Below are 11900 nucleotides of genomic sequence, written 5' to 3' on the forward strand. Positions count from 1 at the left end.
CCGCTTTGGAGAGGCAAGACGGCTTTCTCGTTCTCTATCGATGCCTGCCACCGCTCGCCCTGCGTGGCGCTGAGAGCGCGTCAAGGCGGTTTTGAAGGTGGCCGTTGAGTACGATCATTTCCTTGAGCGCCTTCATCACGTCGCCTTTGTGGACGGCAACGAACCTATCGGCGACGGCTTGAAGGGCAGCCTCTTGACGACTGTCGAGCGTCACAATGTGGTCCATGGCGATAACTCCAAACGCCGCAGTGAACAAAAAGAGAACACAAATGTCAAGAGTGGATTGACCGAGAGAGGAATGAGTTCCTATTTTGGGCCATGCCCGATACTGGTGGAAGACGAAAGCGCGGCGGTGAATGGAAGCTCAGTAATGCCCATGAGATAGGGCAGCTCGTGCTGGTTCGCTGTGGACTCTGTAATGTCAAGCGCTGGTATCAGCCGAGTGATCTGAAGGTGATATTCGGGGACATTGAGGCCGACTTGGTGGGGAGCAAAATGAGCTGCAAACGGTGTGGCAAGAATGAGTACATGCATGCCGAGACGCAGAACCCATCGGCGCGAGAACGCCACGGCATTCGGGTGACGCGGCTTGCTGAAATCAGGACGGTTCGACGGGTGGTGTGGCGGGAGGAGGATTGAAAGTAAGTTGCTAGCGACCTCAGGCCAATGCTACGGCGAGATTTCCCTGCTTGTCGAACAGTGTCGTGCCGCACCGTCCTGTTGCCTCGTCGAATAATGCCGACCTTTCGGTGCCCAGGGCCTGGGCCAGAGCATAGCTAAATTCCTCATCGTTCCAGTCTCGAAATATTCGGACTTCCTGAGTACCCGGCAGGAAGCCCCGAGAATAAGGGGTCACCCTAACTTGGTCGACCTGAAGCCCCTCTGGGCTCTCAGCGGTTAGGTAGAAATGGGTCGCATCTCGCAACGCCGCCTTGTAATGCACCCGCGCCGACAACTCTCTGAACTGAGTGCGGGATACTGTTGACCCGGCAAGGTCGAATGGCCCCTTTGGCCCCACTTCCATCTGCAGCCCACCATCGCTAACGAAACAAACCCCCAAATGCCCCGCCATCATGGCCACGGACTGTCCAAAGATGTTCGTTGACAAATCGAAGCAGTCGTCTCCGCCGTCCGCAATCTGGAAGTGATAGAACGAAAAAGGTAAGTCGCCGTGCAGACATCGAAATACGGTCGGCTTGCGCGCGCTTTGCATTAGGAAGTGGCAATGATGCAGTTCGTCAATAAATTCTGAGGAGACAATCGGGCCGCTCTCGGGCTTCGCGCGATCAAAGAGCAGGCTAGTATCCTTGACGAGTAGGCCGATAAGTATCTTTGCCAGCCAACGCCCGATCACCATCTTCTCGGTGATTGATCCAAGTGTTCCACGCGCAAAGATCGGCTGAACAGCGCTCTCTATCCTTGATAGGAAGCCGGTATTGCACTCCACGCAGCACGGCACCGTTAAGTGTCGATATGGTATCAAGCTTTGGTTGATAAGGGTGAGGCGCTGATTGGCCAGCTTAAACTGCTTCTGTAGCCACTGAGGAACGACGTGTTCACCACGCCCTGAACTAGGTAGACCTCCGCACGCGAAACACTGGCGACAAGAAATGCTGTCCTCAGAGACGGCTCTCTCTGAGTTCTCAAGAATGTATGACATCATGTTCTCGCCCACTAGAACAACGCACCTTGAGCAGGCGCCTGCTGCGTGAGCTTGGTCTGTGTGGCTGGCTTCTCGACAATCACTAGAGCGTCGTCAGGTGCCGTGCGCTGTAGCCGCTTTGCCTCAGACCACGGCGCGGTCAGCCACGTCTCGGTCTCTTCTTGCGTCCTCAGTATAACCGGCATGGCCTTCTCGTGGATCGGCTTGATGAAAGCGTTGGGCGAGGTCGTCATGAAGCCATAAAGCTCGAAGTCGCCGGGGCCGTCCTTGACCTTGCGCACCCCATGCCACTTCGTCCAGAGGCCGGCGAAGAAGAACAGCAGTCGGTCCTCAGTGAGCGCGTACCAGTAGTTCCGCTGAATGCCGGTCTCGGGGTCCTTATCGCCGGGCGTTGGGCTGGGCTCCGCGAAGCTCGTCACCGGCACCACACAGCGGTTCTCGACGCCGACATACTGCTGCCAATGGGCGTATTGAGGATTGCGGATGTTCGTGGTGCCATAGTCGGCCTTGCCCTTCACCCGCTCGGCCGGCGTCGGCATTCCCCAGAGTAGCTTGGCAAGTTCGCGCTGGTCATCGGGCGTGTTGCGGACCACAGGCCCCGGCATGTTGGGGTAGACATCTAACGAAGGCTCAAGGTTGCCCATGATGTCGCGCATGGCGCGAGTCCAATCGCGGACGGCGTCCTGACTGGTCGCGATGTTGTACAAATTGCACATCGTCTCTTATTCCGCCGTGTGGCTCGTCACAGATGCATTTGCCAGCGTTCACCATACCGCTGGCCCAGTCCAGTTGATGCTTGAAATCTTCGCCTGTTTGGCTCTTAGTCCTATTGGGCAAGTATTGGGGTGTCTAGCCATGCGTTCATTGTTTGTGGCGGCGGGCGTCGTGCTGACGACCGCAATGATGACGTGTTCATCCAACGCGCTGGAATACAAGCCAGTGTCCGGCGAAACGCCGTTTCTGGTAGTGTCAGGTGACTTCAGGATCAACGAACCACTGAGCGAATTTGCGAGCGCGGTCACCGCCAGTGGAGCCACGTCCGTCACATTCGACTCGCCGGGTGGGAATATCGCCAGCGCAATGCAGTTGGGGCGCATGATCCGAGCGGCAGGATTGGATACTTTTCAGACGCGCCAAGGCGAGTGCGCGTCAGCCTGTTCGTTGGCGTTCATGGGCGGTGGTCGCCGTTTGGCCGAACCTGGCTCAATCGGGGTTCACCAATCCTCGTTCGCTCCTGATCATCAACTGTCCACTGATGAGGCGGTAGCCGGCGTCCAGGCCGTAACCGCTGAAATCATGTCCTACCTGACCGAAATGGGGGTCGACCCGAAGCTCCTTGCCGTCGCGATGAACTACGACAAGTCCGACATGCGGTATTTGTCGGCAAGTGAGATGGCAGCGCTCCACGTGACGAACGTGGACGCGAGGCAACCTCCGGTCGACACCTCACAGATTCCGGAGCCCCGGCCGTCTGGCCTGCCGCAAGACCAAGTCACCGCACATAACCAAGAGTTGGACACTGCTGCGGCGAACTTCGTCCGGGCGCTCATCGAGAAACACAGCACCGATCAGTTGGCTATCGCGCAGGTGCTTACTTCCTACGCCGGCATTGTCGACTACTACGGCAAGCCGAGGGACCTGAGCTTCATCGTGGCGGACAAGAGAAGCTATTTCCAGCGATGGCCAGAGCGGGCGTACAGCGTTCGCAACGATAGCATCATGGTCACCTGCGCCAATGCACGGTGCATGGTGTCCGGCATATACGATTGGATCGTGCGGAGCCTCCCGAGGAACAAGCAGGCAAAAGGGGCGGCACGCTTCAGCTACACGATTGCGATCGGTCCTGATCCAAAGGTCATAGCTGAAACGGGCCAAGTCCTCCGATGAACAGGCACCAGACCACAAGGTAGGGGCGTTGCAACTGCAGCTCGCGGTCCAGGCTCCGTTTAGGCTTTGGCCGGGTTCCTCGGGATACGTCTCTCCGATTTCGATCTGGATTTCTTGTTCGCAGAGCGGATTGGCTGAGCAGGAACGCGCACGTTGGACGGGCGCCAATCTGTTTCCTTGACATCGAAGAGCGGCAGCTTCCCTATTTCCCTCGCGAGAGCGCTGGGTGGCCAATCGCCGTACCCCTCTCGCGCGTCGTGAGCCCCGCTTCCGAGCATGTAGTCCCGAGGTTCCTTGTCCAAGTCGTGCTTGCGCGAAAGCGTTGTGAACAGGTGCCGCCAAGCGTGATTGGGCTTGCCGCCCGGTGCGGGTATCCCCAATTCCTCAGTGATCCAGTTCCCAACCCGAACGCCCGCCTCTTGCGACCGGGGCTTGCCTGTCTGCTTGGTGAGGTCGGTCCCATCGGGATAAGGGACGTAGAAGGCAGGACCGCCGCCCACTTCCTTGAACATCTTCAACAGGCCCAACTCTACGAGGTGCGGATGAACGGCGGTCATCCACGCCCTACCGCTCTTCGTGGAACCGGCCTCAGGCGTAATGAACAAATAGGGCGTGTCGCCATCCGCCCGAACATCCACGCCGCGCAACTGAGTAATCTCAGTCACCCGCAACCCGGTGTAAGCGCAAATCCACGGCACCCAGAAGAGTGCGCGCTTGTGGGGCGCTGAGATGTCCTTGGGGCTCCCGTTGAATGTGGCGCTGAGGATGGCCTTGGCCTCCCCCATGTCGTAGCCTTTCTTGCCTGGTGCGGGGCCGTCCCTGCGGTCTCGAATGTCGCTGGCGACGTTTGTCGGTAGTCCGAACTCCCTGACTGCATGGGTGAGGACCGCGCTCAACGCCGCAAGGGCCTTGCCATTGACCTTCGACGGCGATAGCCCCTCGGCTATCAATTCGTCACGCCACTTCCGAACGTCCTCATTCGTCACGTCCTGAGCATTCCGGTGCCCGCTGCTCTTGACGAATTTGGCGAGGTCCCGCGCGTAGTCGCTCTTGGTCTTCTCCTTGAGGCTCTGTGTCGCGAACTTGTGGTCCAGTAGGGCGAACAGGTCCAAGTCCCCCGTCGCCCGTGGCGCTGCCTTGGCCCCACCGCGCTCGGCCTCCCAGTTGGGGAACCGGTTCCGCGCTTCGTCAGGTGAATAGTCGCCTCCGGCCTTTCTAAGATTAGTCTCAGCCGCAAGCTGGATTGCCTTGAAGGCCGCGTGGACGACACGTGTACGACTGAGTGGGTCGGTGTTGACGCCCTCCGCTGTAAACAGCTCGTCGACCGTGGGACCAAACCAATGGTCCAACTCCCCGCGCTCGCCCTTGCTTGCATTCAACTGGAGGACTTGCTTCCAAATCCCCTCCTCGCCCGGCTCGCTGTCCATCATCTCGACCAAACGGATATAGAGGATGCCGGCGAGGGCCTGGATTTGCTTGTTGGTGAGCGGCTGAGGGCCTTCCCTGTGCCGTTGCCAGAACTCATGCAGAGCAGCGTCGGCCGCGCGATGCCGCCTCTTGGCCTCTGCGGGGTCTTTCGTATCGAGGCTGACCTTGACGGTTGTTCCCGCCTTCACCGCTCTGATGATGTCGCCGACGGGAATTGCCACCTTCCCATCCAACGGAAAATTCTTCAAGTCAGTCGGTGCGCGTTGCCGAAGGTAATAGACTCCGGTCTTCGGATGCTTCCAAGGTCCAGGCATTCTCAAGCTCATATGTACCACCCCTGTGTACCAGACAGGCGGCGAAAAGACCAAGAAAGTCAGATAGTTGTTTCCAAACAATGGCTTGGAATGGTGCTGCGAGAGAGGATTGAACTCTCGACCTCTCCCTTACCAAGGGAGTGCTCTACCACTGAGCTACCGCAGCCGCTGATGGCGGGGCTTCTGCCATATAGAACCGGCAAGCGCAAGGCGTCTGTGAAAGGCTTTGCCAGACAAGTTTCGCTGACATGGCGGCGCCACAATGCTAGCTATCCCTTGAACGGCAGGCCCTGCCAGTCGCGGGCGGGACGGAACGATGGACGACAAGACAATTCCACCGAAAAAGGCTGATCCGGCAAAAAAGGACGGGACTGACCGCAAGGACCGTCTGGCCGAGCAGCTGCGCGCCAATCTCATGAAGCGCAAGACGCAAGCGCGCTCGCGGCGCACCGGTGATCCTGACCAGCGGCCCGAAGGACTGCCGGCTGCTGAAAAAATGCACAAGGACTGACCGATATCGGCCACACTGGCCGGCCAACTTGGCCAACGGGCTCAGGAATCTTGAACCAAGCCGGCCAATGGTCTAGACGGGCCGATACGCAAACTGACGAAAACCGGCCTATCGGGCCGAGGGGACATTCTCTCATGGATCGCATCAGAATTGTCGGCGGCAACAAGCTCGCCGGAAGCATTCCGATTTCGGGCGCGAAAAACGCTGCCTTGCCGCTGATGATCGCCTCGCTGCTCACCGACGACACTCTGACGCTGGAAAACGTGCCGCATCTGGCCGATGTAGAGCAGCTGATCCGCATTCTCGGCAATCACGGCGTCGACTATTCGGTCAACGGCCGCCGCGAGAAGCAGAATGAGGGCTATTCGCGCACCATCAACTTCTCGGCCCGAAACATCGTCGACACGACCGCGCCCTACGAGCTGGTGTCGAAGATGCGGGCGTCGTTCTGGGTGATCGGCCCGCTGCTGGCCCGCATGGGCGAGGCCAAAGTGTCGCTGCCGGGCGGTTGCGCCATCGGCACGCGCCCGGTCGACCTGTTCCTCGAGGGCTTGCAGGCGCTGGGCGCCGACATCGATGTCGACACTGGTTATGTGCTGGCCAAGACCAGGAACGGCCGCCTTGTCGGCAATCGCTATGTGTTCCCGAAAGTCTCCGTCGGCGCCACCCATGTGCTGATGATGGCGGCGGCGCTGGCCAAGGGTGAGACGGTGCTGGAAAACGCCGCCTGCGAGCCCGAAATCGTCAACCTCGCCGAATGCCTCAACGCCATGGGCGCCAAAATTTCCGGCGCCGGCACGCCTGTTATCACCATCGATGGCGTCGAGTCGCTGTCGGGCGCGCGCGTGCGCGTCATCCCCGACCGCATCGAGACCGGCACCTATGCCATGGCTGTGGCCATGACCGGCGGCGATGTCGTGCTCGAAGGCGCCCGCCCCGAGCTGCTGCAGACCGCGTTGGATGTGATTGCCCAGACCGGTACCGAGATCACGCCGACCAATTCCGGCATTCGCGTCCGGCGCAACGGTGCCGGCATTTCGCCGGTCGACGTAACGACGGCGCCGTTCCCGGCCTTCCCGACCGATCTGCAGGCGCAGTTCATGGGCCTGATGACCATGGCCAAAGGCAAGTCGCGCATCACCGAGACCATCTTTGAAAACCGCTTCATGCATGTGCAGGAACTGGCCCGGCTCGGCGCCCACATCACGCTGTCCGGCCAAACGGCGATCGTCGACGGCGTCGCCAAGCTGAAGGGCGCACCCGTCATGGCGACCGATCTGCGCGCCTCGGTGTCGCTGGTCATTGCCGGTCTGGCGGCCGAAGGCGAAACGACGGTCAACCGCGTCTACCACCTCGACCGCGGTTTCGAGCGGCTGGAAGAAAAGCTCTCCAATTGCGGCGCGGTGATCGAGCGGATTTCGGCTTGACCGCACGGCAGTTGCTTCAGACAGACAGGCGTCTGGTGCTGCCTCCATTCACCGCCAACACTTCAAACCCGAGGCGCTAGCCTCGGGTTGAATTTGTGTCGCGGTTGCACGGACCGGAAAGACCGCCTAACAAAAGGCTGAAACCAACTTTCAGGTGTGCATTCGGCATGGCAGCCCTCAAACTCATTGCGCTCGACGATCAGGATCTGAGCATCGTCTCGGCCCACGTCCAGGACGCCGTGATGAAGGTCTCGGACCTCGAATACCTGCCTTCGGCCAAGCGTTTCATATTGACCATGAACCGCTTCGTCTGGGAGGCGAAATCCGGACTGTTCAGCCAGCACAATGAGCGGCGCCAGGCGGTGTTGCATTTCGACCGCGTGCTCGGCGCCAAGACCAGCGGCATTGCCCGCGATCGGCCGGCCGAGGTGCTGTCGCTGCTGGCAATCAGCTTTATCGAAATCAGCAAGCCGGCCGGCATCGTCGAGTTGGTCTTTTCCGGCGGCGGCGCGATCATGCTCGACGTCGAATGCATCGAGGCACGGCTTGCCGACATAGGCGGCGCCTGGGAAGCCACCTCGCGTCCGGTGCACAGGGTCTAGAGCATGATCCCAAAAAGTGGGTGCCGGTTTTTGTTGGACAAAACGGGAATCGTTTGTCCAGAGATCATGCTCCAACAAAGGGCTAGATCATGATGAGATTTCAAGCAAATCTCACCATGATCTAGACGCAGCCGATGGCCATTACGCTTATCCAATCCGATGCCGGTTTCGCGCAGCGTTTCGCCGCCTTCCTGACCACCAAGCGGGAGGTATCGGAGGACGTCGACACTGCCGTGCGCGCCATCATTGCGCGGGTTCGTGCCGAGGGCGACGCTGCCCTGGTCGACTACACGCTGAAATTCGACAAGGCCGACCTCAATAGCCTCGGCATTGCCGTGTCGAAGGACGACATCGCGCAGGCCTACAAAGACGCCGATCCGCAGACGGTCGAGGCGCTGAAATTTGCCCGTGACCGCATCCGATCCCATCACGAGCGACAAATGCCCAAGGACGATCGCTATACCGATGCCGCCGGGGTCGAGTTGGGTTCGCGCTGGACGGCGATCGAGGCGGTCGGGCTCTATGTGCCGGGCGGCACGGCAAGCTATCCAAGCTCGGTGCTGATGAACGCCGTGCCGGCCAGGGTGGCGGGCGTCGAGCGCATCGTCATCGTCGTGCCGGCGCCGGGCGGCATCATCAATCCGCTGGTGCTGGTGGCCGCCGATATATCAGGCGCTTCAGAGATTTACCGCGTCGGCGGCGCGCAGGCGATTGCCGCCCTTGCCTATGGCACCGAGACGATCCGGCCGGTCGCCAAGATCGTCGGGCCCGGCAATGCCTATGTCGCCGCCGCCAAGCGCCAGGTCTTCGGCACGGTCGGCATCGACATGATCGCCGGACCGTCTGAAGTGCTGGTGGTGGCCGACGGCAGCAACGATCCCGACTGGATCGCCGCCGATCTTCTGGCGCAGGCCGAGCACGACGTGTCGGCGCAATCGATCCTGATCACCAACGATCCTGCGTTCGGAAAAGCAGTCGAACAGGCGGTCGAGCGCCAATTGCTGAGCCTGCCGCGCGCCGAGACGGCGGCTGCCAGCTGGCGCGATTTCGGCGCGGTGATCCTGGTGGAGACCATCGAGGCCGCGCTGCCGCTGGTCGACCGCATCGCCGCCGAACATGTGGAACTCGCCATCGACGATGCCGAGGGCTTCCTGGCCAGGATGCGCAATGCGGGCGCTGTGTTTCTGGGACGCCATACGCCCGAAGTCATCGGCGACTATGTCGGCGGCTCCAACCACGTGCTGCCGACGGCGCGTTCGGCGCGCTTCTCTTCGGGCCTGTCGGTGCTCGATTTCGTCAAGCGCACCTCGATCCTGAAGCTCGGGCCGGAGCAGCTGAGAGCACTTGCGCCGGCGGCGATTGCGCTGGCCAAGGCGGAAGGCCTCGACGCGCATGGCCGCTCCGTCGCCATCCGGCTGAACATGTAGGCGGCGATGGCGGACGGCGATCAAACCCGCGCAAGGCTGATCGATGTCGAGCTCGACGAGTCGATCGGCCGTTCGACGCCCGATGTCGAACATGAGCGCGCGGTGGCGATCTTCGACCTGATCGAGGAGAACAGCTTTCAGCCGGTCAATGATGACGGCGCCGGGCCTTATCGGCTGAAGCTGTCGCTGGCCGAATCCCGGCTGGTGTTTGCGGTCGCCCGAGAGGATGGTGCTGATGTCGTCACCCATATCCTGTCGCTGACGCCGCTCAGGCGCATCGTCAAGGACTATTACCTGATCTGCGAAAGCTATTACGACGCCATCCGCTCCTCGACGCCGAGCCATATCGAGGCGATCGACATGGGCCGGCGCGGCCTGCACAATGAAGGCTCGCAGACGTTGATGGACCGGCTGGCCGGCAAGATCGACATCGACTTCGACACGGCGCGGCGGCTGTTCACGCTGGTCTGCGTGCTGCACTGGCGGGGTTAGACCTGACTGGGGCGCCCCGCTCGATCCTGTTTTTGTGCGGCATGAACGCCGTGCGCTCACCGATGGCCGAGCAGCTGGCGCGGCGCATGCTGCCGCCGGCCACTTTCGTCGCCTCTGCCGGCGTGCACAGGGGCGAGCGCGATCCGTTCGTCGACGCGGTGCTGGCCGAAGAAGGCCTGACGCTGGGCGAGCGCCAGCCGCGCTCGATGGACGATCTCGAGGACGATTATTTCGACCTGATCGTCACCCTGGCGCCGGAAGCCCACCACGCCGCGCTCGAACTCACCCGCTCGCTTGCCGTCGACGTCGAATACTGGCCGATGCCGGATCCGACCGATGTCGGCGGCAGGCGCGAGCAGATCATGGCCAGCTATCGCGACGTGAGAGAACGGCTGAAAGCGCGCATCAGCCGACGTTTTCTGCTTCCGGAGGTAAAAAACGCGGCGGATTGATGCATGTCGCTCAAAAGCGGTCCCGGTTTTGAGACAACGACATGCATAAAACGAAAGCTTGGAGCGCGTCGCATATGACGCGATCTAAGCGTGTTCACAAGCGCACGATTATCATATAGGTTCCGCCGAAATTCCGGCCTGGGCGCTCCAGGGCGCCGGAACTGCAATCCAAGCAAAGGTATCGAATGCCGAAGGAAGAAGTCCTCGAGTTTCCGGGTGTCGTGACGGAATTGTTGCCCAACGCGATGTTCCGGGTGAAGCTCGAAAACGAACACGAGATCATCGCCCATACGGCTGGCCGCATGCGCAAGAACCGCATCCGTGTGCTGACCGGCGACAAGGTCCTGGTCGAGATGACGCCCTATGACCTGACCAAGGGCCGCATCACCTACCGTTTCAAGTAACAGTCCGGCGCGAACCGCGATGAGCATCCTGCAGAAGCTCGTGCTTGCCTCTGGTTCGCCGCGCCGGATCGAACTGTTGCAACAGGCCGGCATCGAGCCGGACCGCGTGCTGCCAGCCGATGTCGACGAAACGCCGCTGCGCGCCGAACATCCGCGCTCGCTGGCCAAGCGGCTGTCGAAGGAAAAGGCCGAGAAGGCGCTGGCCTCGCTGAAAAGCGAGGAAGACTATGCGCCAAGTTTCGTGCTGGCCGCCGATACGGTGGTCGCGGTCGGACGCCGCATCCTGCCCAAGGCCGAGACGCTGGACGACGCCGCCAATTGCCTTGGACTGCTTTCGGGCCGTTCGCACCGGGTCTATTCCGGCATCTGCCTGATTACGCCGGGCGGCAAGCTGCGCCAAAGGCTGGTTGAATCCAGGGTACGCTTCAAGCGGCTTCCGCGCGAGGAGATCGACGCCTATGTCGCCTCCGGCGAATGGCGCGGCAAGGCCGGCGGCTATGCCGTCCAGGGTCTCGCCGGGTCGTTCGTCGTCAAGCTGGTCGGCTCCTACACCAACATCGTCGGCCTGCCGCTCTACGAGACGGTGGCGCTGCTTTCGGGCGAAGGCTTCAAGGTCCACACCAGCTGGCATACCGCGCGGCCATGAGCCTGGACGATAAGGTCACACCACTGCGCCCGAAGCGCCCCTGCCCCGAATGCGGCAAGCCGTCGGCGCGCGAGACCTATCCGTTCTGCTCGAAGCGCTGCAAGGACATCGACCTCAACCGCTGGCTGAAGGGCGCCTATGTCATCACCGCGCGGGATGACGAGGACGAGAGCGACGAGCCGAAGTAGGGTTTGGGCGGTGCCGGCCGCGCAATTCCACTTCGCCGACCTTACGCAATTGCTGCTTTGCCGGCGTCGGTATTGTCTGCGACAATTGCCCCGGAAAATCAGCGCTTAGGCGCTGGACAGGCCGGATTCCCGTGCTATAACCCACGCGCTTTCAAGGGGTGCCCCACGGCGCTTTCCTGAAATCCGGTCAGGCGATGTCTCGTTTGCCGGCGAGGCCCAGATAGCTCAGTTGGTAGAGCAGCGGACTGAAAATCCGCGTGTCGGTGGTTCGAATCCGCCTCTGGGCACCATCCGCTCTTCTCCCGACACTCCCTTTCGCCGAAGTTTCTACGCTGGAGTTTCTGCAAGCGACTGGAATTGTTGATCTTTTGCAGTCGCATGACGCAATTAAGCGGGACAGGGAACGCTTCAGGCGCATTTGGTCCAACGAGGCGGGGGGATGGTATTTCCGTTGGTATT

Annotated in this window: 14 protein-coding genes and 2 tRNA genes; 11 read left to right on the plus strand and 5 right to left on the minus strand. The window is 60.9% G+C overall.

From position 1 onward, the window contains the following. Nucleotides 1-34: 34 nt before the first annotated feature. The 3 genes from NKI46_RS28805 to NKI46_RS28815 all read right to left on the minus strand — a co-directional run bounded on the left by NKI46_RS28805 (nt 35) and on the right by NKI46_RS28815 (nt 2379). Nucleotides 35-226, minus strand: a complete 192-nt coding sequence (locus NKI46_RS28805) for a hypothetical protein (RefSeq protein WP_352749220.1) — start codon at nt 224-226, stop codon at nt 35-37. A 432-nt stretch (nt 227-658) separates the two neighbouring features. Next, entirely contained in the window at nt 659-1447 is a 789-nt protein-coding gene (locus NKI46_RS28810; RefSeq protein WP_352749223.1) for a hypothetical protein, read from the minus strand. A 227-nt stretch (nt 1448-1674) separates the two neighbouring features. Beyond that, nucleotides 1675-2379 carry an SOS response-associated peptidase gene (locus NKI46_RS28815; RefSeq protein ID WP_352749226.1) on the minus strand — a complete coding sequence of 235 codons (705 nt, stop codon included), beginning with the start codon at nt 2377-2379 and terminating at the stop codon, nt 1675-1677. A 139-nt stretch (nt 2380-2518) separates the two neighbouring features. Here NKI46_RS28815 and NKI46_RS28820 point away from each other — a divergent pair, with 139 nt between their 5' ends. Further along, nucleotides 2519-3550, plus strand: a complete 1032-nt coding sequence (locus NKI46_RS28820) for a COG3904 family protein (RefSeq protein WP_352749227.1) — start codon at nt 2519-2521, stop codon at nt 3548-3550. Nucleotides 3551-3609: 59 nt separating this feature from the next. Here NKI46_RS28820 and NKI46_RS28825 read toward each other — a convergent pair whose 3' ends face one another. Both NKI46_RS28825 and NKI46_RS28830 read right to left on the minus strand, forming a co-directional pair. Then, nucleotides 3610-5304, minus strand: a complete 1695-nt coding sequence (locus NKI46_RS28825) for a DUF6538 domain-containing protein (RefSeq protein WP_352749230.1) — start codon at nt 5302-5304, stop codon at nt 3610-3612. A 79-nt stretch (nt 5305-5383) separates the two neighbouring features. After that, a tRNA-Thr gene (locus NKI46_RS28830) sits at nt 5384-5458 on the minus strand. Nucleotides 5459-5608: 150 nt separating this feature from the next. Here NKI46_RS28830 and NKI46_RS28835 point away from each other — a divergent pair. The 10 genes from NKI46_RS28835 to NKI46_RS28880 all read left to right on the plus strand — a co-directional run bounded on the left by NKI46_RS28835 (nt 5609) and on the right by NKI46_RS28880 (nt 11731). Further along, nucleotides 5609-5803 (plus strand): hypothetical protein, encoded by a 195-nt coding sequence (locus tag NKI46_RS28835; protein WP_352749233.1) that lies wholly within the window; start codon nt 5609-5611, stop codon nt 5801-5803. 134 nt (nt 5804-5937) lie between these two features. Beyond that, the gene (gene murA, locus NKI46_RS28840; RefSeq protein ID WP_023692403.1) at nt 5938-7230 is read left to right on the plus strand and encodes a UDP-N-acetylglucosamine 1-carboxyvinyltransferase; all 1293 of its coding nucleotides are present in this window, start codon (nt 5938-5940) and stop codon (nt 7228-7230) included. Nucleotides 7231-7397: 167 nt separating this feature from the next. Continuing rightward, entirely contained in the window at nt 7398-7832 is a 435-nt protein-coding gene (locus NKI46_RS28845; RefSeq protein ID WP_023692404.1) for a DUF2948 family protein, read from the plus strand. Nucleotides 7833-7966: 134 nt separating this feature from the next. After that, nucleotides 7967-9259, plus strand: a complete 1293-nt coding sequence (gene hisD / locus NKI46_RS28850; protein WP_023692405.1) for a histidinol dehydrogenase — start codon at nt 7967-7969, stop codon at nt 9257-9259. A 6-nt stretch (nt 9260-9265) separates the two neighbouring features. Beyond that, a complete protein-coding gene (locus NKI46_RS28855; RefSeq protein WP_023669283.1) occupies nt 9266-9751 on the plus strand; it encodes a UPF0262 family protein in 486 nt (161 codons plus the stop codon). Beyond that, on the plus strand, nt 9739-10203 hold the full coding sequence (locus NKI46_RS28860) for an arsenate-mycothiol transferase ArsC (protein ID WP_081725519.1): 465 nt from the start codon (nt 9739-9741) through the stop codon (nt 10201-10203). Before NKI46_RS28855 ends, NKI46_RS28860 begins: the two co-directional genes overlap by 13 nt. 185 nt (nt 10204-10388) lie before the next feature. Beyond that, complete coding sequence (gene infA, locus NKI46_RS28865) at nt 10389-10607, plus strand: translation initiation factor IF-1 (RefSeq protein WP_006200926.1); 219 nt, start codon at nt 10389-10391, stop codon at nt 10605-10607. A gap of 19 nt (nt 10608-10626) precedes the next feature. Beyond that, nucleotides 10627-11253: a Maf-like protein gene (locus NKI46_RS28870; protein WP_023681911.1), complete on the plus strand. Its 627-nt coding sequence runs from the start codon at nt 10627-10629 to the stop codon at nt 11251-11253. Next, nucleotides 11250-11441 carry a DNA gyrase inhibitor YacG gene (gene yacG, locus NKI46_RS28875; protein ID WP_023669280.1) on the plus strand — a complete coding sequence of 64 codons (192 nt, stop codon included), beginning with the start codon at nt 11250-11252 and terminating at the stop codon, nt 11439-11441. Before NKI46_RS28870 ends, yacG begins: the two co-directional genes overlap by 4 nt. A 214-nt stretch (nt 11442-11655) precedes the next feature. Continuing rightward, nucleotides 11656-11731: transfer RNA gene (locus NKI46_RS28880), tRNA-Phe, on the plus strand. Nucleotides 11732-11900 lie beyond the last annotated feature (169 nt).

It is taken from the genome of Mesorhizobium sp. M0615, from assembly GCF_040320805.1.
Classification (GTDB): domain Bacteria; phylum Pseudomonadota; class Alphaproteobacteria; order Rhizobiales; family Rhizobiaceae; genus Mesorhizobium.

Bases quoted from the DNA above. Each gene is read 5' to 3' on its own strand.
- hisD (WP_023692405.1), top strand. From the start codon at position 7,967: ATGGCCATTACGCTTATCCAATCCGATGCCGGTTTCGCGCAGCGTTTC.
- NKI46_RS28805 (WP_352749220.1), bottom strand. From the start codon at position 226: ATGGACCACATTGTGACGCTCGACAGTCGTCAAGAGGCTGCCCTTCAA.
- NKI46_RS28845 (WP_023692404.1), top strand. From the start codon at position 7,398: ATGGCAGCCCTCAAACTCATTGCGCTCGACGATCAGGATCTGAGCATC.
- NKI46_RS28825 (WP_352749230.1), bottom strand. From the start codon at position 5,304: ATGAGCTTGAGAATGCCTGGACCTTGGAAGCATCCGAAGACCGGAGTC.
- murA (WP_023692403.1), top strand. From the start codon at position 5,938: ATGGATCGCATCAGAATTGTCGGCGGCAACAAGCTCGCCGGAAGCATT.
- NKI46_RS28855 (WP_023669283.1), top strand. From the start codon at position 9,266: ATGGCGGACGGCGATCAAACCCGCGCAAGGCTGATCGATGTCGAGCTC.
- NKI46_RS28835 (WP_352749233.1), top strand. From the start codon at position 5,609: ATGGACGACAAGACAATTCCACCGAAAAAGGCTGATCCGGCAAAAAAG.
- NKI46_RS28870 (WP_023681911.1), top strand. From the start codon at position 10,627: ATGAGCATCCTGCAGAAGCTCGTGCTTGCCTCTGGTTCGCCGCGCCGG.
- NKI46_RS28820 (WP_352749227.1), top strand. From the start codon at position 2,519: ATGCGTTCATTGTTTGTGGCGGCGGGCGTCGTGCTGACGACCGCAATG.
- infA (WP_006200926.1), top strand. From the start codon at position 10,389: ATGCCGAAGGAAGAAGTCCTCGAGTTTCCGGGTGTCGTGACGGAATTG.
- NKI46_RS28815 (WP_352749226.1), bottom strand. From the start codon at position 2,379: ATGTGCAATTTGTACAACATCGCGACCAGTCAGGACGCCGTCCGCGAT.
- yacG (WP_023669280.1), top strand. From the start codon at position 11,250: ATGAGCCTGGACGATAAGGTCACACCACTGCGCCCGAAGCGCCCCTGC.